This is a genomic window from Paenibacillus sp. FSL R5-0914 (genome assembly GCF_038004525.1).
GTDB lineage: Bacteria > Bacillota > Bacilli > Paenibacillales > Paenibacillaceae > Paenibacillus_AQ.
This window is the reverse complement of record NZ_JBBORH010000001.1, coordinates 2,591,361-2,608,545: the sequence shown is the minus strand read 5'-3', so window position 1 is coordinate 2,608,545 and position 17,185 is coordinate 2,591,361. Positions and strand designations below refer to the sequence as shown.

Genomic DNA, 17,185 nt, shown 5'->3' with positions numbered 1-17,185 from the left:
GAATATCATTAACTAATGAATACTTGTGTTCTTCTTCCTACTTCAATTCGTTCAGTAAATTTTCCTCCTGTATATTCTTCTATTGCCTTTTTCCAAAAGAGTTGAGCGGGCTTGTTGTTATCTATTTGGTAAACTTCCCATTTTCCCTGGTGCATATCAAATATATCTTTAGCAACCAATCTCCCTAATCCCAGCCTACGATACTTCTTCGCAATAAAAAATTCAGCAATAGAAAAATATGCGTCATCTTCTTCCCAATTTTTTAATTTGACTAAGACAAATCCAACAATTTTCCCATTGAGACTGATTAAATATGGATAATTGGGGTCTTTAGACCAATATTCATCAATTGGATAATTAGCATACTTACCGTTTGCCTCAAACTGCAACTCCATAAATTCTGAGAAATCATAAATATAGAATTGTAACAGGTTGCTGAGTATTTCTTTATGTTCCAAGGTTGCTATTTTGATTTCATAGTCCATGTTTGATACCATCCCTCTGTAGATTCAACTATCGTTTCCCATTAGTTAAGTCCCAAACAAACCATGTTGCGATAAATTATTTTATAGTGTCGTGCTCATAGATTTTGGTGGGTCGTCCCCATTCGAAATTATCCAAACCGATTTCTCTGAATCCATATTTCTCATAGTAACGAATATGGTCAGTCGTTATATAAACCTTCGTATATCCCAATTGCCCCACCATTTTTCTGGCATGCTCCAACAATACTGAACCTAAACCTTGCCCTCGCTCATTCTCGTCAATGAACAAAGGAGCAATCCATGGCGATAAATCTTTTCGAATTTTATTTTTCTTTAACATATTCAGCAATCTCTATATGACGCTCTGGACACTCTATTATAGATTTAATAGCTTGCATTAAGTCACTCCTTCATAAATACGGTTCTTGATGAGTATCACCTTCAAAAAAAGGTGCTTTCAGATTACACCTTAAGTTAACTGCGGGAAACGGAAAGTTTATTTTAAGTTAAACTTTACTGCCTGTTAGCTTGATGAGGCGCCCGCCAGTCTATTGTGTTTTCATTGGCAATTTATACTGGAATGAGACGTGGTGAGATCCTTGGACTTCGCTGGGGTGATATCGACTTCGAAAAGAAAGAACTCAAGGTGATTCAGACGGCCAACTGGACACGTGATGGTTTAGTCATTCAACGCCCGAAGACGAATGATTCCATACGACGGGTAAAACTTTTTCAGAATATTATTGATGACCTTAAGAACGCTACAAACAAATCGAGGATTATAAAAAAAGAATATGGGAAATTATTCGGGGAAAATCACTTAGTATGTTGCTAGCTGGTGGAGGCTATATAGATCCAAGGTAGCTCAACGGCTGGGTATGACTCTAGCGATGTTAAACTAACTTTATTCCCATCTACTCCCCGATATGCAAAGAGATGCTGCAGACCTGATAGATACGAAGATGAAAATGAGCAAGAAACCAGAGGATCAAACAACGCCGTGACCAAAATGTGACCATTTCCAATTTTATCGCTTTTCCAACTCTTCTACTTCTACTTCTACTTCTACTTACAAGGGAACCTATGGACAGCAAAAAACCCTTACAAATTAAGGGTTTTCTCTAAGTGGGCCCTGAGGGACTCGAACCCCCGACCAATCGGTTATGAGCCGACCGCTCTAACCAACTGAGCTTGGGGAAAGGTTAAAATGAGCTTAACTGCGTTTCTATTTCTTCTATAGAAAAAATTACCTATAACTGAGACACCATCGTCGATCTTAATCCAATCATAGCCATATTCCATTTGCAGCTTGATCCCCGGATCTTAACTATACTTACTACTTTATCATAGATTCCAAAACAAATAATAAACGTCGCTAAGTTAATATTAGCAAAACACTAAAGTGCTTAACTACATTTCAGAATTCTATTATAATCACTACTGCAAAAAGCTCTATTTTCACTAGATTTCAGAAAAATTCCTATATATTCTATTATTTACACGATAAAATATTTTTCTAATAAATTTGCTATATTCTCCTAAAATATGTATAGTTAATTTGTTCCAAAAATAAAATATTAGGAGGATTTAATTATGTTTAGGTTTTTTTACCGTATTTTGCCACTTGCTCTAGTCGTATTTTTATTAAGTGTCAGTATTCCAGTTTCAGCTGCAGAAGCACAGACAAGCGTTGATTCGGGAACAAAAGTATTCACTTCTGATTACAAGGATTATGATGGGAATATTGTGGGCACAGAGACTAAAAAAATCACAATAGATACCCCTGTATATGACTCCGAAGGTACAAAAAGTATTACTATTTCAGAAACTGTTTCCTATAATTTTGACAATGATTTTGAATTTAAAGATAAAATAAAAGGTGAAACCATCGTAACTGTTTTCTCTGTAGATAAAGATGGTAACAACTATGTTAACAACGAATTAGTGGTACAAGAACCTTATGAGCAACCCCAAATTTCTACAAGGGACTCAGGCGGGCATTGGAAGTATACATATTACAATGGTGATAACCCATCAACTCAAGTCTACATGTATACTGGCTCAGGCGTTTCTTTTGATATGAGAGACGTCAAAAACGCATATAAAGAGGTATACTTAATGAAGAATACTACTAACAATCCTAAGATTTCAGATTTCAAAATGTATGCCACACAAGTTTCAAATTCTTATGATAGTTATAATAATTACGGGGGAATGTATGCCTTAGAAATTCTTGGGGTAGTTGGAGCTATACCTTTTGCAAATGCAATAGCCGCAATAGCTGCTGGGGGTGTTGTGGTATGGACTGCCTACCAAGGATATAGCGCTTGGAGTTCTATGAATCAAGCCATGGCAAATGCCTATTCCCTTCTTTAGATTTTAAAAAAAACTGTATTTTCAATGCAGTTAGAGTGCCGAAAAAGTCCGTAGGACTTTTCGGCACTTCGATTTTTATATGGGTAGATTCATCTTTCAAAACAAAAATTGATTTAAAACGATCTAAGGATCTTAGTTTTTAGAATAACAAGATGAATTTAACCCCCCTGCGTAAAACCAGGTTTTCTCGACAACCTGACTATTTTAATGTATATTTTTTCGAAATTTTATATAATTAATGTAATCACACGAGCGAGAGGTAAATGTATGAAAAAAACCAATAAATTATTTGTATATTTATGTTGGTTCGCTGCTCTAGGAATCAATATAAAAATTTTAATAAGGTCACTTTCGAATAATGAGCCTATATTTATTAATGTAGTAGGTGTGATTTTATTAATAGTTGTTATTTCAACCTTACATTTTAATATTAAGACTAAGAAAAAATAAGTGTTTGCTACCTTCTGATCTTTAAGCAGAATCGTGTTGAAATTGCTCATTTTTCCTTCTTCTCTTTAACCTATGTCGGAGTTTCTCTGCAACATCCAAAAAATCAAAGAAAAGATCATCCAGTCGCTGCACTGCCTGTCCCTCGCGGAAAGCATGCACCCCACCCCACTTGTCCTCTCGATCTCCTGCCATGGAAAACACACTACATGGCGGCGAACCATCCAGAATGTCCAGGTCAAATAATTCCGGCGGCAGCTCTGAATCTGACACCTCCTTAAAAGTCCTGAATAGGCATATGGTACGGATAACGGGGATTATGATTCTGCCGATAGATCCGCATCATTTGCGGGTCGATTTCTACATTACCCAGCACCGTGTATCCAGCCAACTTATATCCCATCGTTGAGCCACCACCGCAGCTGAAGCAAGAGAACACGGTATGTCCATGCTTCGGCACGCTGGCAAGATCTGATAACCGCCAATCCCATGCTGGGCGACTCATGATACATCCTCTTTATCAAAGACGAATCCGCAACGAGGACACTTGCAGTCAAAGCGTGACTCATCGAATTCACTGACATCTAACTCACGGTTCTGAAAGTCTCCAAGCTGATCGGCAGCCGGCTCTGTGAAATCAGCAATTAATCTTTCGGCTTCTCCCGCATCAAAACCGGACAGCGCCAGATCAGCCCCACCCTCTTGCAGCTCACCTAGTAATTGCGCCAGCGCCTCGTCATCCCAGCGACCAGACACTTTATTCAGTGCCAGATTCAGTAGCCGTTCACGCTCAGGATCCAGATTGACCACGGATACGGGCAACTCTGTGAGACCCTGTTCACTGACAAGCACCTTATACCGCTGATGGCCGCCGACCATGTTGCCGGTCTGTTCGTTCCAAACGATCGGGTCTACATACCCGAATTCGTCTAGGCTGCGTCGAAGCTTTTCATACTCTGAGTCGCCTGGCTTAAGGTCCCGGGGGTTATAGACAGCTGCATTGAGCTGCTCGATCGGAATAATTCTGATGTCCATAGAAACCTCCAATTAAATAAAAACAAATTAAAAAACAGCACCCAAATTAGGGTACTGTCACACGATTATCCTTATTAAAAAAGGTCAGGCAATACTTCTTGTATTTTTTTGAATACTGTTAAATATTCAGAGAAAAACATTTCAAAAAACATTTGTACAAGCTGGTCCTTCTCTGATTCAATTTTATTTTGTATTACGTCTGAAATTCTTTCTTTATTAAAATTAAACTTAGCAGAAACACTTGGAGCAGTTAGTTGGGATATTGATTGTGAAATTTCCGAATTAATTGAAGCAATAGCAAATTCAGAGGTAGATTTATCTTTGTCTTCTGGTAATAAAAAGTAAATGTTTAGCTGCACTAATAAAGTAGCTTTATCTAAGTTGAGTTCCAGATCCGGAATAGCACTAATTGAAAGTTGACTCTCAATTGGTGCTAATTTTTCTTTTAAATATTCTTCACCGAGTTCTTCCGCTCTGTTAAGCACTTCAGCTTTTAGCTTATCTAAATCAGTTAAGTCTCGTAACTCCTGAAGCTTTGCTACTAATTGTTTTCCTTGTTCATTAAGGCCTTCCAGATTTTGATTAATATTTGATAGTGCACTATTTACTTGGTTTTTAATCAAGGCCTCTGTTCTTTCCCTTAATTCTTTTGCAGCAGCTTCAAGTTGAGCTGCTGCCTGAGCTTTCGCTGCTTCTTCAGCTTCACGTGCTTTCTTTTCCAATTCCTCGGCTATTCGTTTTGCTTCAAGTTCTGCTCTTTCCTCCGCTTCTCTTATAGCTCTACGTGCTTCTCTCTCAGCTATTCGAGCGGCTCTTGCAGCAGCTCTTGAAGCAGCTTTTGCAGCAGCATCATTTGTACTTTGCACGAGGTTTTTCGCTGCATGTGTAACAACATCGGTAGATATCTTTAAACTTCGAAATCCCATTATCAAATTACCTCCATATCGTAATGGAATTATCGTTTCCTAATATCCTTTTTTAATTCTTTTTACAATTATTTGTGTTGAGTTGGTTTTCCATCTAGGGATTGGCGCAAACTCAGTCGGAGACGAAGAGAACCTGCTCATCATGCTTTTTTCTGAGCTTCACCACACAAACACACGTTCTTGATATAAAGCCTGAGAATGGCTCACAGAAGGTCAATTCTAAGCATGAAAAAAGCACCCAACTCTACATTAGGTGCTACTCTTAATTATTATCGGATTCCAAAAGCTGAATTTAAATTATCGAGAGTGTATCCATAATCCACGAAATCCGGTCTTTTGAAATGAAGTTCTGCTATTCTTACAATCATAGTTATCCCGAAAGAATTTAAAGCAGTTGGATTTTGTTGTACAACTCTCATTACTTCTCCAAGGTCAGAAAAATCAGCAGTTCCATTCTTCAGCTTACTTTGAACGATGTAAATACTCCTCTGATCATCTTCCCTAAAAGTTCAATAGGCTTTTTTGCTTGCATCACTGCATCTCCTTTCGACATCATATTTCGACACTCAGGGAGTTTTTCCCTTCTGGCATTTCACCCTAGAACAAAACTGTGCAGTTCCTTCCCAGCGCCCCCATATGCAACCCTTACACTTAGTTGGCTGCCGAGGCGGATCTTTTAAACGCCGCTGCTGTTGCTTCTTCAAATTAATTACCCCCAATAGAAAAAAAGCCGCCCAGTAATGAGCGACTTCACGAATATGTATTATTGTGTGCTAACTTGCTGTATTTTTGCGCCAAAATCATCTATTCCATATTGGAAGAAGAGATAAAGCCCTACTAGACCAACAATCCCAACTAAAAACTTATGCGCTTCACCTTTTACTCTCAAAATCCGTAAGAGTATCGCAGTTACCAGCATAGGAAAAACCAAATACAAACCTAATCCTTCAGCTATTGCCCAAGCCATCGCATTAAAAGTTTTTCCCACTGAATCTCCAAAATTGATCATATAACACCTCCTGCCACTGAATTTCGACAGAAGGAATAAAATTCCTGCAATACAAAATAAAAGCATGGCGTCCGCTCCGGTCCGTAGCAAATGCGCTGTGCTCTTTGCTTAAAATCTTTATCTCCATTGTTACAAAGGAGAACAAGACCATTTTAATATTAGATATAATTTAGAGTCAAGTAGAAAAGATCAAAGAAATGTCTTAACTATGGTTGTATCTAAAACTCTTAATCTCTCGCTATTCGAAGAAGGGGAAATATAAAACCCCTCTTGCCTCCCATTTATCAATTTGCTTCTCAGAGAATCCAATATTTATTGTAGTTTCAGATGTTGGAGTTCTTGGTTTTTTATTTACGATCTCATCTACTAATACTTGGTGTGGAATTTGAACGAAATAGGATATATCCTTCCAATATTCGCTTTTCCCCTCGCTTATTAGCCGTCTGTAAGTTCGTGGTATTAGTAAAAAAGCCTTATCAACTCTAATTAAATTTTCTTTAAACTTGTTGTACTCTGTTTTTTTGATTGTGACCTGTTCTAGAGGGTTTTTAATATCCTTATGATCACGGGGAATTATCCAAAAACCATATGAAATATCACCAATAAGGCCCGTAACCAATGATCCAGTGCTATTTACTTCTTTTGCTTTTTGGGACTTCAACCACTCTATGGCCCATTTAATTCCTAGCTTTGTATTTGGTAGTATTTCGTTTAAAGTTATATTTTGGACAGTTATTTTCTTCGCCTTCTTTCTGGAATATTGTTGAAATAATCCTAACAAGAGTGCGCTGTAATCACAAACTGTCAGAAAACTTGCTGTTTTCGAAAAGAGACACTCTGATAGTGCATTCCTTTCTATTTCTATGTTTTACCCACTATTTTGAGAAAATCAAAAATACAAAAAGCGAGAGGAGGTACGCCCCGGTTACTGCTACATTTCTGTAGCCGTGCGTGTCACTCTCGCCTAATTTTCACAATACAAATATATCATGATCAAAGCCAAATGAACGGTCAATGTGCGGTCAAATAACGGTCAAAAAGCGGCTATTTTTTATATTTCATATCAAGACGTTCTTGTCTCAGTTTTACAATTCTAAGTTTCTCTTTTGCCGTCTCAGCTTCGATTTCTTTATTACGTGCATCATCTTCTCTTTTTAATTCCTTTACAATATGAAGTATTTCCTTTTTCTCCTCTATAGCTTCATTAATGATGTTATTCATAGCAAAAATTTTTTTTGCCATGAAATTGAAATACATTAAACATATTAAAATAAATATAATAAAAACAAGATACATTACAGCGGTTAAAAAGTAAGTATCAGCAGTTCTTTCACGCTTAATCTTTGCCGCTTCATCATAAGCGTTGGCGATTTGTTTATTTTTTAGATTAGGAACATTAGCTTCTTTGATTTGTTCTATAGTCATATCTCTAGCAGCATCGGTTATAGAGTTATCAATGTTGTCGTAACTCTGATTAGTATTAGTAATTACTCCTGCAACCATTGTAAAAACAAGACCCAAAACCGTGAATAAGATTGTTAAAGTTTTAATCCACTCACTTAACGAACTGGCATCGGATTTCAGTACTCTAAGCTCACTAACTTCCTTATCCAGCAAATTTTTCTTGGCTGCTTCTAACCCCTTTATTGTTATTCCTTTCCATGAAATCATCTTTATTCCAAATTCCTCTTTAAAGTAGCTTTCAATGTTTTTGTACTTCTTGATCGTTGAGTTTGTCATCTTATTTCTCCTCAGTACTTATTTCCCTATATTACTATATATCGGAAATCAACTAATGAAAATAAGGACCACTTATGACGATTCGTTAATGCTCTGATTGTCATAACTCCCTCCTCCTCCCTTATTTATCAAGAACTTATCCCAGCAGGTATTACATAATGGTGGTTCAATAGGCAAGCCCCTGCATCCGCACTCCCGTCCATCGCAACAGTATTCAGGCTCATATTCGATGGGTTTTCCGCATTCCATACACTTATCTGCACTGTATATCTGTCTTCTCCTCTTCCCTTTTTCTCAGGGTCACCCGGACCTCGCCAAAAGCTCTCTACTTCAACCTAGGTTGCGTTTTGATATTTTTCTTTTCCGTTTTAACCACTCTTTTTTTCATATCCAAACATATTATTTTATATAACTAAAAGAAGGAGGAACAAAAATGCTTAGTGTTATCAACTTTAATAGTTCTCTGCTTACGAATTTGGACGACACTGGAATCTCTCTTACTACCGTACCGGGGTTATTACTCGAGTTTGGTATATTCGTAGCAACACCAATAAACGTTCTAAACATTCTTTCGTGTATTGGTTCCGATCCACCCACTAATTCAGTTGTTGCAACTTTTGAAGTCTACCTTGATGGTGTGCTTACGGGACAAACGATGATTGAGGCCGTGAACGAATCCCAACAGATTACTTTTTCAACGATAGTGTCGAATGTAACTCCAGGCCACCATGTTATCCAAGTATTCGGTTACGCGGATACAGCTAATGAATTTATTGTAGGTGGTCCTATTAACGCTACTGCAACAGTTTATGGGTAATGGTTTGATCGGCCTCATTCATCTTCATGAGGCTGACTTTCATGCCCCTCCCAATTCCAGTCTTACTGCAGGTGCATTTCAATAAGTTCAGCACCTTTACCCAGCCAAAATAATACCGGTCCTCGTGAGCTCAGCATCCTTTTGAATAAACCCTCTGTTATTCATGATGGCCAGCTGTCCGCGGGTAACCAGAATCAAATTATCCGAATCGAAATTTCGCCTGTCCCCATCCCCGAATATGACAGCATGTCCCCACGGAACGGCGTGCCCGCATTGCTGCTCCCAAATTAGTAGGTGCTTCCCGCGCCACATATTCGGATCAGCAATCTTTATATCTACATAATCATCCCCGTTAACCCTCTCAGAGCCTACAGGAACATAATTGTGCGGCTTATGGCCCTTCTTGAATTGAGTATCCTCGCCACCGGTCCATAACTTCTTCTTTCCCTTATTGGGTGGAACGCTACCTAGTTTGATCCTGGCATCGATTCCGCTCTTCAACCCGTTATTTTTGATAAAGGCTCGCATTTGCGAAGGCTGGATCTACACTTCGAACTTCTCATTAAACATTGAAGTCAATTCCAGAACATATCGTCCATGAATGTTGGTGCTGATAAATTCCTTGTGCTCCAAACTGTATCGAAACATCAATCATCCCTCCAGCATCTTAGGGATAGCCATATTAGCATTCATCTTGTCGTCAGTCAGCTTGATGGCATCCAACACCAGAGATCCGTTTGCAATGATTTGGGAAGCAACGCTTGTTACTGCCTTCGCTCTGCTGAACCACTGGGTATGACTCCAGCGTTGTTCAACAAACGATACTCACACCTACTCCCAATCATGCAGGAAGAGGCCGTTGACAAAATTGAAGCAGAACTGAATAAATACGCTGAAAAACAGCTCGAAACTGCAGAAAAATAATTTCCGTTAGCAAATCCGTTAGCAAGCGCAAAATTCTGGTCTTTCCCCATCCTATTTTCTTTATATCACTAATCCTGTAGACAGCAAAAAACCCTTACAAAGTAAGGGTTTTTGATAAGTGGGCCCTGAGGGACTCGAACCCCCGACCAATCGGTTATGAGCCGACCGCTCTAACCAACTGAGCTAAGGGCCCGGATCTAAAAATATCCGAATGTAGAATTGCTGTTGTAAATAAATTGGTTGCGGGGGCAGGATTTGAACCTGCGGCCTTCGGGTTATGAGCCCGACGAGCTACCGGGCTGCTCCACCCCGCGTCAGAAAAAATATTCAAACAGCGACAATAAATAATATACATTACAAATTGGGTCTACGTCAAGGAAGAATTTATAAAAGTTCTCAAGGCAGAAATCTAACCCCGTACCTTCCCTTACGGGATCGATAAATTTCTACAAAACGCGGGTCATGATAACCGTAAATCCAGCCATCTTGCTCCAATCTTTTAGCCAAACAACCTGCTTGAAATCTGGTCCTGAACAGTTTCGCGAAGTATATCCAATTCATGATGCCCTCTTCTCCTTTTCGCAAATTTATGATACACCGCTCTGAACTTATCATGCCCAAGTTCCACAAAATAAGCCACCAGAAAACTGGTGGCTAAGGGCATATTCCAGAGTCATTCACCGATCGAGTCAAAATAGACCGTGGGATCTTTTTCAAGTGTATCCAGCATGGTATTCCCTTGCTTCTCCCAGGCTTTGAGTGCATTCTCGACGGTTTTCTTACCCTGATAAACATCAATGAATAATTGACGTCCAACATCACTAATTCGGCTAATCCCAGGCTTCTGCATCTGTAAACTGATCAATAAAGGATCCGTTGCAGGTAAAGGCTTAAGCGTATAAAAAGCTTCCAAATTTACAGAAGGGGTCTGAGCGGTAATATAATCCTTACGGGAAGTCAGTTCACTCTTGTTATGGGCTTTAATTTTCGCAACCTCATTACTGTTGACGAACTTAATCAAATCCCAGGCATCTTCCTTATTAGTAGCCGTAGAACTAATAGCCATCATATTACCAAGCCATGTTCCAATGGCAACATCCGGTTTTTCCTGAAAGGTAGGTACAGTAACCACTCCCCATTTGATGGGACTGTAATTTTTGATCTTAGCAGCATTACGGGCCACTCCCGCCAGTTCATTGAGATAACCATATTCTCCAACGACCATTGCTGCTTTTCCTGTGAGGAACAGATCGCCTTGGATTGGACTGTAGGCATTCCCTTCTGTTCCTGCAAAATCCAACCCATTTAACTCAGGTACAATTTGTTTCTTAACCAACTGGCTGTAAGTAGTCCAAGCCTGATTCCACTGTGTGGTATTTACAGTCATGTGCTGACCCTTATTATCGTACATCGTAAGTTCTAGCGGTGCGACATAGCTCTGCATATCCCAGAATGGATCACTTAAGTAACGGTTCATCGAGAACCCGTATATCCGAGTTTCTTTATTAGATGACTTCTTCGTCACCTTATCTGCCAGCGTAAACAGTTCATTCCAAGTCATCTTGTCCGTTGGATAGCCCACACCAGCAGCATCAAAGATTTCCTTATTATAAAAAAGCGCACTAGACGAGAAGATCGGTGCCAACGCAAAAAGACTTCCTCTACCCAGTTCACGAACTCCATTCAGCATCGTAGGCGCCATATTGCTTAAATCATACTGATCACGCGCTATAAGCGGCTCCAGCGATTGGACAAGATTATGATCCACCAAACTCTTCACTAATGCGCTATCACCGACGATCACATCAACAGGCTTATCCCCGCCCATAATCGCCCGGATATTTTCCAAATTGTCAGAGCTTGCGTCTGAGGAGGTGTTATTGTACCGAAGGTCATTCGTATCTATAGCGGGAATAATCTCCAATTTGATTTCTGGATGCTGCAACTCATACATATCCGTAAACTGCTGACGAAAAAACGAATCGTCCTCCCCAGACCATAGACTCCCAATACGCAATACACGTTGCTCCACTGAAGCCTTAGAAGGCTCAGCCCAAGCCGTATTCCACCCATCAGAGATTAGTGGTAGTATCAGCGCAGCGCATACCCCAAGGCTTAACCAGCGGCGCCACAGCCGTTTATTATTGTTTATATGATTCATTATTATATCCTCCTATAAAATACTTGATTCTTCTACATCTTATGGATAAATAATCCATAATCCTAGTAACAGTATAAAGCTTTAATCAAGAGGGGAAGTTACAGGACGTTTAAAGTTATACTACGATTTCTTCATATTATTCTCATAAAAATGTTACTAGGAACTTTTGCAGATACACAATCTCCACTTTCCCACTCACACTTGCTCACTTGCTACATCTCCGCTGACCGACACAATCCTACCCTCCACGACTGGATAGTTGTACTTTCTGCAACTATTAGAGCTACATTTATTTTATTTTTCCTTTTAATTGCACTCTGTACAGTTAAAAACCGTTACTAGAAGGTTTCGGTGGATACTAGGCTGATTATAATTGCACAAAGTGCAACTATAGTGCCAATTCCTCTAAGAAAAGTTAGTTTAAGTGTACAAAATACAACTATTCGTGTCTTGAATGACAGTTGAGTATGTTGTGTCTGTTAAAAAATAAAAGCCCCTCACTAAAAAGTGAGAGGCTCGCCTAAACTATAATCATTTATTTAAGCTTAAACACCAAATGATGAAGGATCTTTTCTCCAAGACTTCAGTACTTCTACGTCCGTCGATTCAATTTTACCTTGTGCAAGAGCCACATCAATCAACGTGCTGTAGTTGGACAAGCTTTGTAATGGCATTTCAGCTGCAGCAAAAGCATCCACTGCACGATCCAGCTCATAGCTGAAGATCGCGAGTACAGCCAGCACTTCTGCGCCAGCTTCTTGCACGGCCTGAGCCGCTTTGATGGAGCTTCCACCTGTGGAGATCAGATCTTCAATAACAACAACCTTTTGTCCCGGCTTAATCAGACCTTCGATCTGATTCTGCTTGCCGTGGCCTTTAGCTTTATCACGGATATAAGCCATTGGCAGGTTCAGTTTATCTGCTACCCAAGCCGCGTGTGGAATACCTGCGGTTGCTGTACCTGCGATCACTTCAGCGTCCGGATACTCGCTCTTAATAAGCTGCGCGAAGGCATCTGCAATATAGTTACGAACTTCTGGGTAAGCCATAGTCAGACGATTGTCGCAATAGATCGGCGATTTGATACCAGAGGTCCATGTAAAAGGCTCCTGGGGACGCAGTGCTACTGCTCCAATCTCCAACAGATAACTTGCTACTTGTTCACTTCTATTTAATGAGCTCATGCTAGGGTCATCTCCTCAATAATGTTTAGTGCTGCTTGACGTGGATCTGGTGAAGCTGTAATCGGCCGTCCTACAACAAGGTAGTGACTACCCTGACGAATGGCTTTTCCAGGTGTCATAACCCGGGACTGATCGTCCAAGGAAGCACCTGCTGGCCGGATACCCGGTGTAACCGTGCAAAATGCTGGGCCGCAAGCTTCTGCGATAGCTGCGGACTCTTGTGGCGATGCTACTACACCATCTAGACCCGCATCGGCAGCCAGCTTGGCGTATCTTACCACAGTATCCGCTACCTCTCCAGCGATCCCAATTTCGTTATTCATCACTTCTTGACTCGTACTGGTTAGCTGGGTAACTGCAATAATCAAAGGCATCTTAAGGGCAGCATTAGCACTAACTGCTGAAGCCGCTCCTTCGCGTGCTGCCGCCATCATGGCTGAGCCCCCTGCTGCGTGTACGTTAAACATATCAGCACCAAGATTTGTAAGACTTTGAGCGCCACCTTTTACCGTGTTAGGGATATCATGCATTTTCACGTCAACGAACACAGAATAGCCACGAGATTTCAGCTCTTGAATAAATTCCGGTCCTGCCGTATAGAACAGCTGCATGCCTACCTTCATATAGCAAGGAATTCCTTCCAGCTTGTCGATTAAGGCTCTTGCTCCAGTAACATCAGGATAATCCAAGGCGACCATCAGACGATTCGCCATTGCTTTCCACTCTACTTCTCCTACTCCCATAACCATGCTCCTATCCAGTGCAGACTACATCCACACCCTTTATTTATTAGACCCTAGGCATAGCGGAACGGTCTGCGTAAACGCAAACCGCCCTATGCATCTTTATGAGATTAGTTCAATTGTCCGACAAAAGCAGGCATGGACTGTGACGAGAAGTTAATCGTCTGCAGCATTCTGAGAAGTGCCGTCACTGTATCCAGTGAAGTCATACATACGACGCCATTCTCAACCGCTTCACGGCGGATACGGAATCCGTCACGTTCTGGTGTTTTGCCTTTAGTCAGTGTATTAAAGACGAAGTTGGCTTGCCCACCACGAATCAAGTCGAGAATGTTTGGCGCACCTTCATCCAGTTTATTCACATTCATTACGTTGAGGCCTGCTTCTTCAAGCGCTTGTGCCGTGCCTCCAGTAGCAATGATTTTGTAACCCATGGAGTGGAAGCCTTTCATAAGTTCAACAGCTTCTGCTTTATCTTTATCTGCCACCGTAACGATGATAGCACCTGTAGCTGGAATTTTCATCCCTGCTCCGATCAGACCTTTGTATAAAGCTTTTGCGTACAATTTATCACGGCCCATAACTTCACCGGTTGATTTCATTTCAGGTCCGAGTGTAGGTTCTACTCTGCGCAGTTTGGCAAAAGAGAACACTGGCACTTTAACCGATACATAATCGCTTTCCGGCCACAGACCTTCTGTATAACCGTCATCCTTCAGCTTGCTGCCGAGAATGATTTTAGTTGCCAAATGCGCCATTGGAATTCCTGTCACCTTGCTCAGGAAAGGAACCGTACGCGAGGAGCGTGGATTTACTTCGATTACGTATACTTCGTTCTGATAGATAACAAACTGGATGTTGACCAGTCCAATCGTCTTCAGTTCCTTAGCGATTTTAATTGTGATCTCAGCGATTTTCTCTTTTAGACCTTTATCCAGATATTGCGGAGGATATACGGCGATAGAGTCACCGGAGTGAACACCTGCGCGTTCGACATGTTCCATGATGCCCGGAATAACTACTGTCTCACCATCACAAATCGCGTCTACCTCAACCTCTTTACCTAGCATGTAACGGTCAATCAATACCGGATGCTCCGGATTCACTTTCACCGCTTCTACCATGTAGCTAAGCAGTTCAGTATCGTTATATACGATTTCCATTGCACGTCCGCCTAGTACGTAGGAAGGACGTACCAGCACCGGATACCCAAGGGATTGTGCAGTTTCTACAGCTTGATCCACGTCGGTAACCGTCTTGCCTTTCGGTTGTGCGATATCAAGGCGTGCCAGCAAAGCTTCGAATTTCTTACGGTTCTCAGCTTCATCAATGCTATCAAGGCTAGTTCCAAGAATCTTCACACCAGCAGCACTTAGAGGTGCCGCAAGGTTAATCGCTGTTTGACCTCCGAATTGAACAATAACTCCAATCGGATTCTCTTGCGCAATTACGTTCATGACATCTTCGAAGAATAGGGGTTCAAAATACAACCGGTCCGAAGTATTAAAGTCTGTAGATACAGTCTCAGGGTTATTATTGATGATAACCGCTTCATATCCAGCCTTTTGAATGGCCCATACCGCATGGACTGTGGAGTAATCGAACTCAATCCCTTGACCGATCCGGATTGGACCAGATCCCAGCACGATAACCTTTTGCTTATCAGAATGAATGACCTCGTTCTCAGTCTCATAAGTCGAGTAGTAATAAGGTGTAGAAGCTTCGAACTCAGCCGCACAAGTATCTACCATTTTGAACACAGGTGTTAAACCTTGCTCCAAACGTAGCGCGCGCACATCAGCTTCTTTGGTATATTTCCCGTTCGCTTGTCCTTCTGCACGAATCTCAGCAATCGCACGGTCTGTAAAACCTTTACGTTTCGCTTGGTATAGAGTTTCCGCAGACAACGTTTCTTCGCCGCGAATAACCTCTTCAAAGTTAATCAAACCTTCAATTTTGGAGAGGAACCACCAGTCCACGTTCGTAATATCCTGGATTTCTTGCAAACCATAACCACGGCGGAAAGCTTCAGCAATCAGGAACAGACGCTCATCGTCAGGCTTCGCAAGACGTTCACGCAGCACGCTCTCTTCCAGTGTCTCTGCACCTGGCAGACGGAACCGGTGAACACCAATTTCCAAAGAACGGATCGCTTTATGAATCGACTCTTCAAAAGTACGGCCGATCGCCATTACTTCGCCTGTCGCTTTCATTTGCGTACCCAGCTTACGGTTCGCATGAATGAACTTGTCGAACGGCCAGCGTGGTATTTTACTTACAATATAGTCAAGTGTTGGCTCGAAGCATGCATAAGTCTGTCCGGTTACCGGATTGACGATTTCATCCAGCGTGTAACCCATCGCGATTTTGGCAGCCATTTTGGCAATTGGATATCCAGTTGCTTTGGACGCCAGAGCCGAGGAACGGCTGACACGCGGGTTTACTTCGATTACATAATATTGATAACTTTGCGGATCAAGTGCGAATTGTACGTTACATCCACCTTCAATATTCAGGGCGCGGATGATTTTCAGCGAAGCTGTGCGCAGCATTTGGTATTCGCGATCCGATAACGTCTGGCTAGGTGCCACAACGATACTGTCACCTGTATGTACGCCTACAGGATCAAAGTTTTCCATGTTGCAGACAACGATACAGTTGTCATTAGCATCACGCATAACCTCGTATTCAACTTCCTTCATGCCGGCAATACTCTTCTCAACCAGACATTGTCCGATCGGGCTGTAACGAATTCCTGCTTTGACAGTTTCACGCAGCTCTTCTTCGTTATCGCAGATCCCGCCGCCAGTGCCGCCAAGTGTATAAGCTGGGCGTACAATCAGAGGGAATCCAATTTCCTCAGCGAAATTCATTGCTTCATCTACAGTAGTGATAATGGTGCTGTCCGGTACAGGTTGATCCAATTCACGCATTAGATCACGGAACAAATCGCGATCTTCTGCTTTCTCAATGGAATCAAGTTGTGTACCGAGAAGCTTAACATTCTCTTGCTCAAGTACACCTGCACGAGCCAATTCTACAGCCATATTTAGGCCAGTTTGACCGCCCAGCGTTGGAAGCAATCCATCTGGACGCTCTTGGCGAATAATCGCAGTTACGAATTCAAGCGTAATAGGCTCGATGTACACTTTATCTGCAATATTTGTATCTGTCATAATCGTTGCTGGATTGCTGTTAATCAGTACGACTTCCACGCCTTCTTCTTTAAGGGCTTGGCAAGCCTGAGTTCCTGCGTAGTCAAACTCCGCTGCTTGGCCGATGACGATCGGTCCGGAACCGATCACTAGTATTTTTTTAAGTTTATCGTTCTTTGGCAT

Annotated in this window: 16 protein-coding genes, 3 tRNA genes and 1 pseudogene; 3 read left to right on the top strand and 17 right to left on the bottom strand. The window is 41.4% G+C overall.

Going from position 1 to position 17,185, the window contains the following annotated elements:
• Window positions 1–8: 8 nt before the first annotated feature.
• Both MKX60_RS11435 and MKX60_RS11430 read right to left on the bottom strand, forming a co-directional pair.
• Window positions 9–485, bottom strand: coding sequence for a GNAT family N-acetyltransferase (locus MKX60_RS11435; RefSeq protein ID WP_341059817.1), 477 nt, complete (start codon window positions 483–485; stop codon window positions 9–11).
• 76 nt (window positions 486–561) lie between these two features.
• Window positions 562–825 carry a GNAT family N-acetyltransferase gene (locus MKX60_RS11430; protein ID WP_076284744.1) on the bottom strand — a complete coding sequence of 88 codons (264 nt, stop codon included), beginning with the start codon at window positions 823–825 and terminating at the stop codon, window positions 562–564.
• Window positions 826–1,038: 213 nt separating this feature from the next.
• Here MKX60_RS11430 and MKX60_RS11425 point away from each other — a divergent pair, with 213 nt between their 5' ends.
• On the top strand, window positions 1,039–1,320 hold the full coding sequence (locus tag MKX60_RS11425; RefSeq protein WP_340972113.1) for a site-specific integrase: 282 nt from the start codon (window positions 1,039–1,041) through the stop codon (window positions 1,318–1,320).
• A 291-nt stretch (window positions 1,321–1,611) separates the two neighbouring features.
• Here MKX60_RS11425 and MKX60_RS11420 read toward each other — a convergent pair.
• Window positions 1,612–1,677: transfer RNA gene (locus tag MKX60_RS11420), tRNA-Met, on the bottom strand.
• A 401-nt stretch (window positions 1,678–2,078) separates the two neighbouring features.
• Between MKX60_RS11420 and MKX60_RS11415 the strand changes: the two genes are divergently transcribed.
• Window positions 2,079–2,861 carry a hypothetical protein gene (locus tag MKX60_RS11415; protein ID WP_341059815.1) on the top strand — a complete coding sequence of 261 codons (783 nt, stop codon included), beginning with the start codon at window positions 2,079–2,081 and terminating at the stop codon, window positions 2,859–2,861.
• A 516-nt stretch (window positions 2,862–3,377) separates the two neighbouring features.
• On the opposite strand, the pseudogene MKX60_RS11410 reads toward MKX60_RS11415, so the two are convergent.
• The 6 genes and pseudogenes from MKX60_RS11410 to MKX60_RS11385 all read right to left on the bottom strand — a co-directional run.
• Window positions 3,378–3,711 (bottom strand): annotated as a pseudogene (locus MKX60_RS11410) (DNA cytosine methyltransferase); the annotation flags it as partial.
• 98 nt (window positions 3,712–3,809) lie between these two features.
• On the bottom strand, window positions 3,810–4,343 hold the full coding sequence (locus tag MKX60_RS11405) for a ParB N-terminal domain-containing protein (protein WP_341059813.1): 534 nt from the start codon (window positions 4,341–4,343) through the stop codon (window positions 3,810–3,812).
• Between the two features lie 74 nt (window positions 4,344–4,417).
• The gene (locus MKX60_RS11400; RefSeq protein WP_340972122.1) at window positions 4,418–5,269 is read right to left on the bottom strand and encodes a hypothetical protein; all 852 of its coding nucleotides are present in this window, start codon (window positions 5,267–5,269) and stop codon (window positions 4,418–4,420) included.
• A 763-nt stretch (window positions 5,270–6,032) separates the two neighbouring features.
• The gene (locus tag MKX60_RS11395) at window positions 6,033–6,278 is read right to left on the bottom strand and encodes a hypothetical protein (protein ID WP_340972126.1); all 246 of its coding nucleotides are present in this window, start codon (window positions 6,276–6,278) and stop codon (window positions 6,033–6,035) included.
• A 238-nt stretch (window positions 6,279–6,516) separates the two neighbouring features.
• Entirely contained in the window at window positions 6,517–7,059 is a 543-nt protein-coding gene (locus MKX60_RS11390) for a hypothetical protein (RefSeq protein WP_341059811.1), read from the bottom strand.
• Window positions 7,060–7,322: 263 nt separating this feature from the next.
• Window positions 7,323–8,018, bottom strand: coding sequence for a hypothetical protein (locus tag MKX60_RS11385; RefSeq protein WP_340972132.1), 696 nt, complete (start codon window positions 8,016–8,018; stop codon window positions 7,323–7,325).
• A gap of 433 nt (window positions 8,019–8,451) precedes the next feature.
• On the opposite strand from MKX60_RS11385, the gene MKX60_RS11380 reads away from it, so the two are divergent.
• Window positions 8,452–8,835 carry a hypothetical protein gene (locus MKX60_RS11380; protein ID WP_340972134.1) on the top strand — a complete coding sequence of 128 codons (384 nt, stop codon included), beginning with the start codon at window positions 8,452–8,454 and terminating at the stop codon, window positions 8,833–8,835.
• Window positions 8,836–8,931: 96 nt separating this feature from the next.
• Here the strand turns inward: MKX60_RS11380 and MKX60_RS11375 are convergent, their stop codons facing one another.
• The 8 genes from MKX60_RS11375 to carB form a co-directional block, all read right to left on the bottom strand.
• Complete coding sequence (locus MKX60_RS11375; RefSeq protein ID WP_341059809.1) at window positions 8,932–9,336, bottom strand: HNH endonuclease signature motif containing protein; 405 nt, start codon at window positions 9,334–9,336, stop codon at window positions 8,932–8,934.
• A gap of 542 nt (window positions 9,337–9,878) precedes the next feature.
• Window positions 9,879–9,952: transfer RNA gene (locus MKX60_RS11370), tRNA-Ile, on the bottom strand.
• Between the two features lie 44 nt (window positions 9,953–9,996).
• Window positions 9,997–10,073 (bottom strand) — tRNA-Met (locus tag MKX60_RS11365).
• An 82-nt stretch (window positions 10,074–10,155) separates the two neighbouring features.
• Complete coding sequence (locus tag MKX60_RS11360) at window positions 10,156–10,320, bottom strand: hypothetical protein (protein ID WP_019909365.1); 165 nt, start codon at window positions 10,318–10,320, stop codon at window positions 10,156–10,158.
• 112 nt (window positions 10,321–10,432) lie between these two features.
• Entirely contained in the window at window positions 10,433–11,920 is a 1,488-nt protein-coding gene (locus tag MKX60_RS11355; RefSeq protein ID WP_340972139.1) for an ABC transporter substrate-binding protein, read from the bottom strand.
• A 545-nt stretch (window positions 11,921–12,465) separates the two neighbouring features.
• On the bottom strand, window positions 12,466–13,104 hold the full coding sequence (pyrE, locus tag MKX60_RS11350) for an orotate phosphoribosyltransferase (RefSeq protein WP_042190802.1): 639 nt from the start codon (window positions 13,102–13,104) through the stop codon (window positions 12,466–12,468).
• Window positions 13,101–13,847: an orotidine-5'-phosphate decarboxylase gene (gene pyrF, locus MKX60_RS11345; protein WP_076284747.1), complete on the bottom strand. Its 747-nt coding sequence runs from the start codon at window positions 13,845–13,847 to the stop codon at window positions 13,101–13,103. Before pyrF ends, pyrE begins: the two co-directional genes overlap by 4 nt.
• Window positions 13,848–13,957: 110 nt before the next feature.
• The gene (carB, locus tag MKX60_RS11340; RefSeq protein WP_341059807.1) at window positions 13,958–17,185 is read right to left on the bottom strand and encodes a carbamoyl-phosphate synthase large subunit; all 3,228 of its coding nucleotides are present in this window, start codon (window positions 17,183–17,185) and stop codon (window positions 13,958–13,960) included.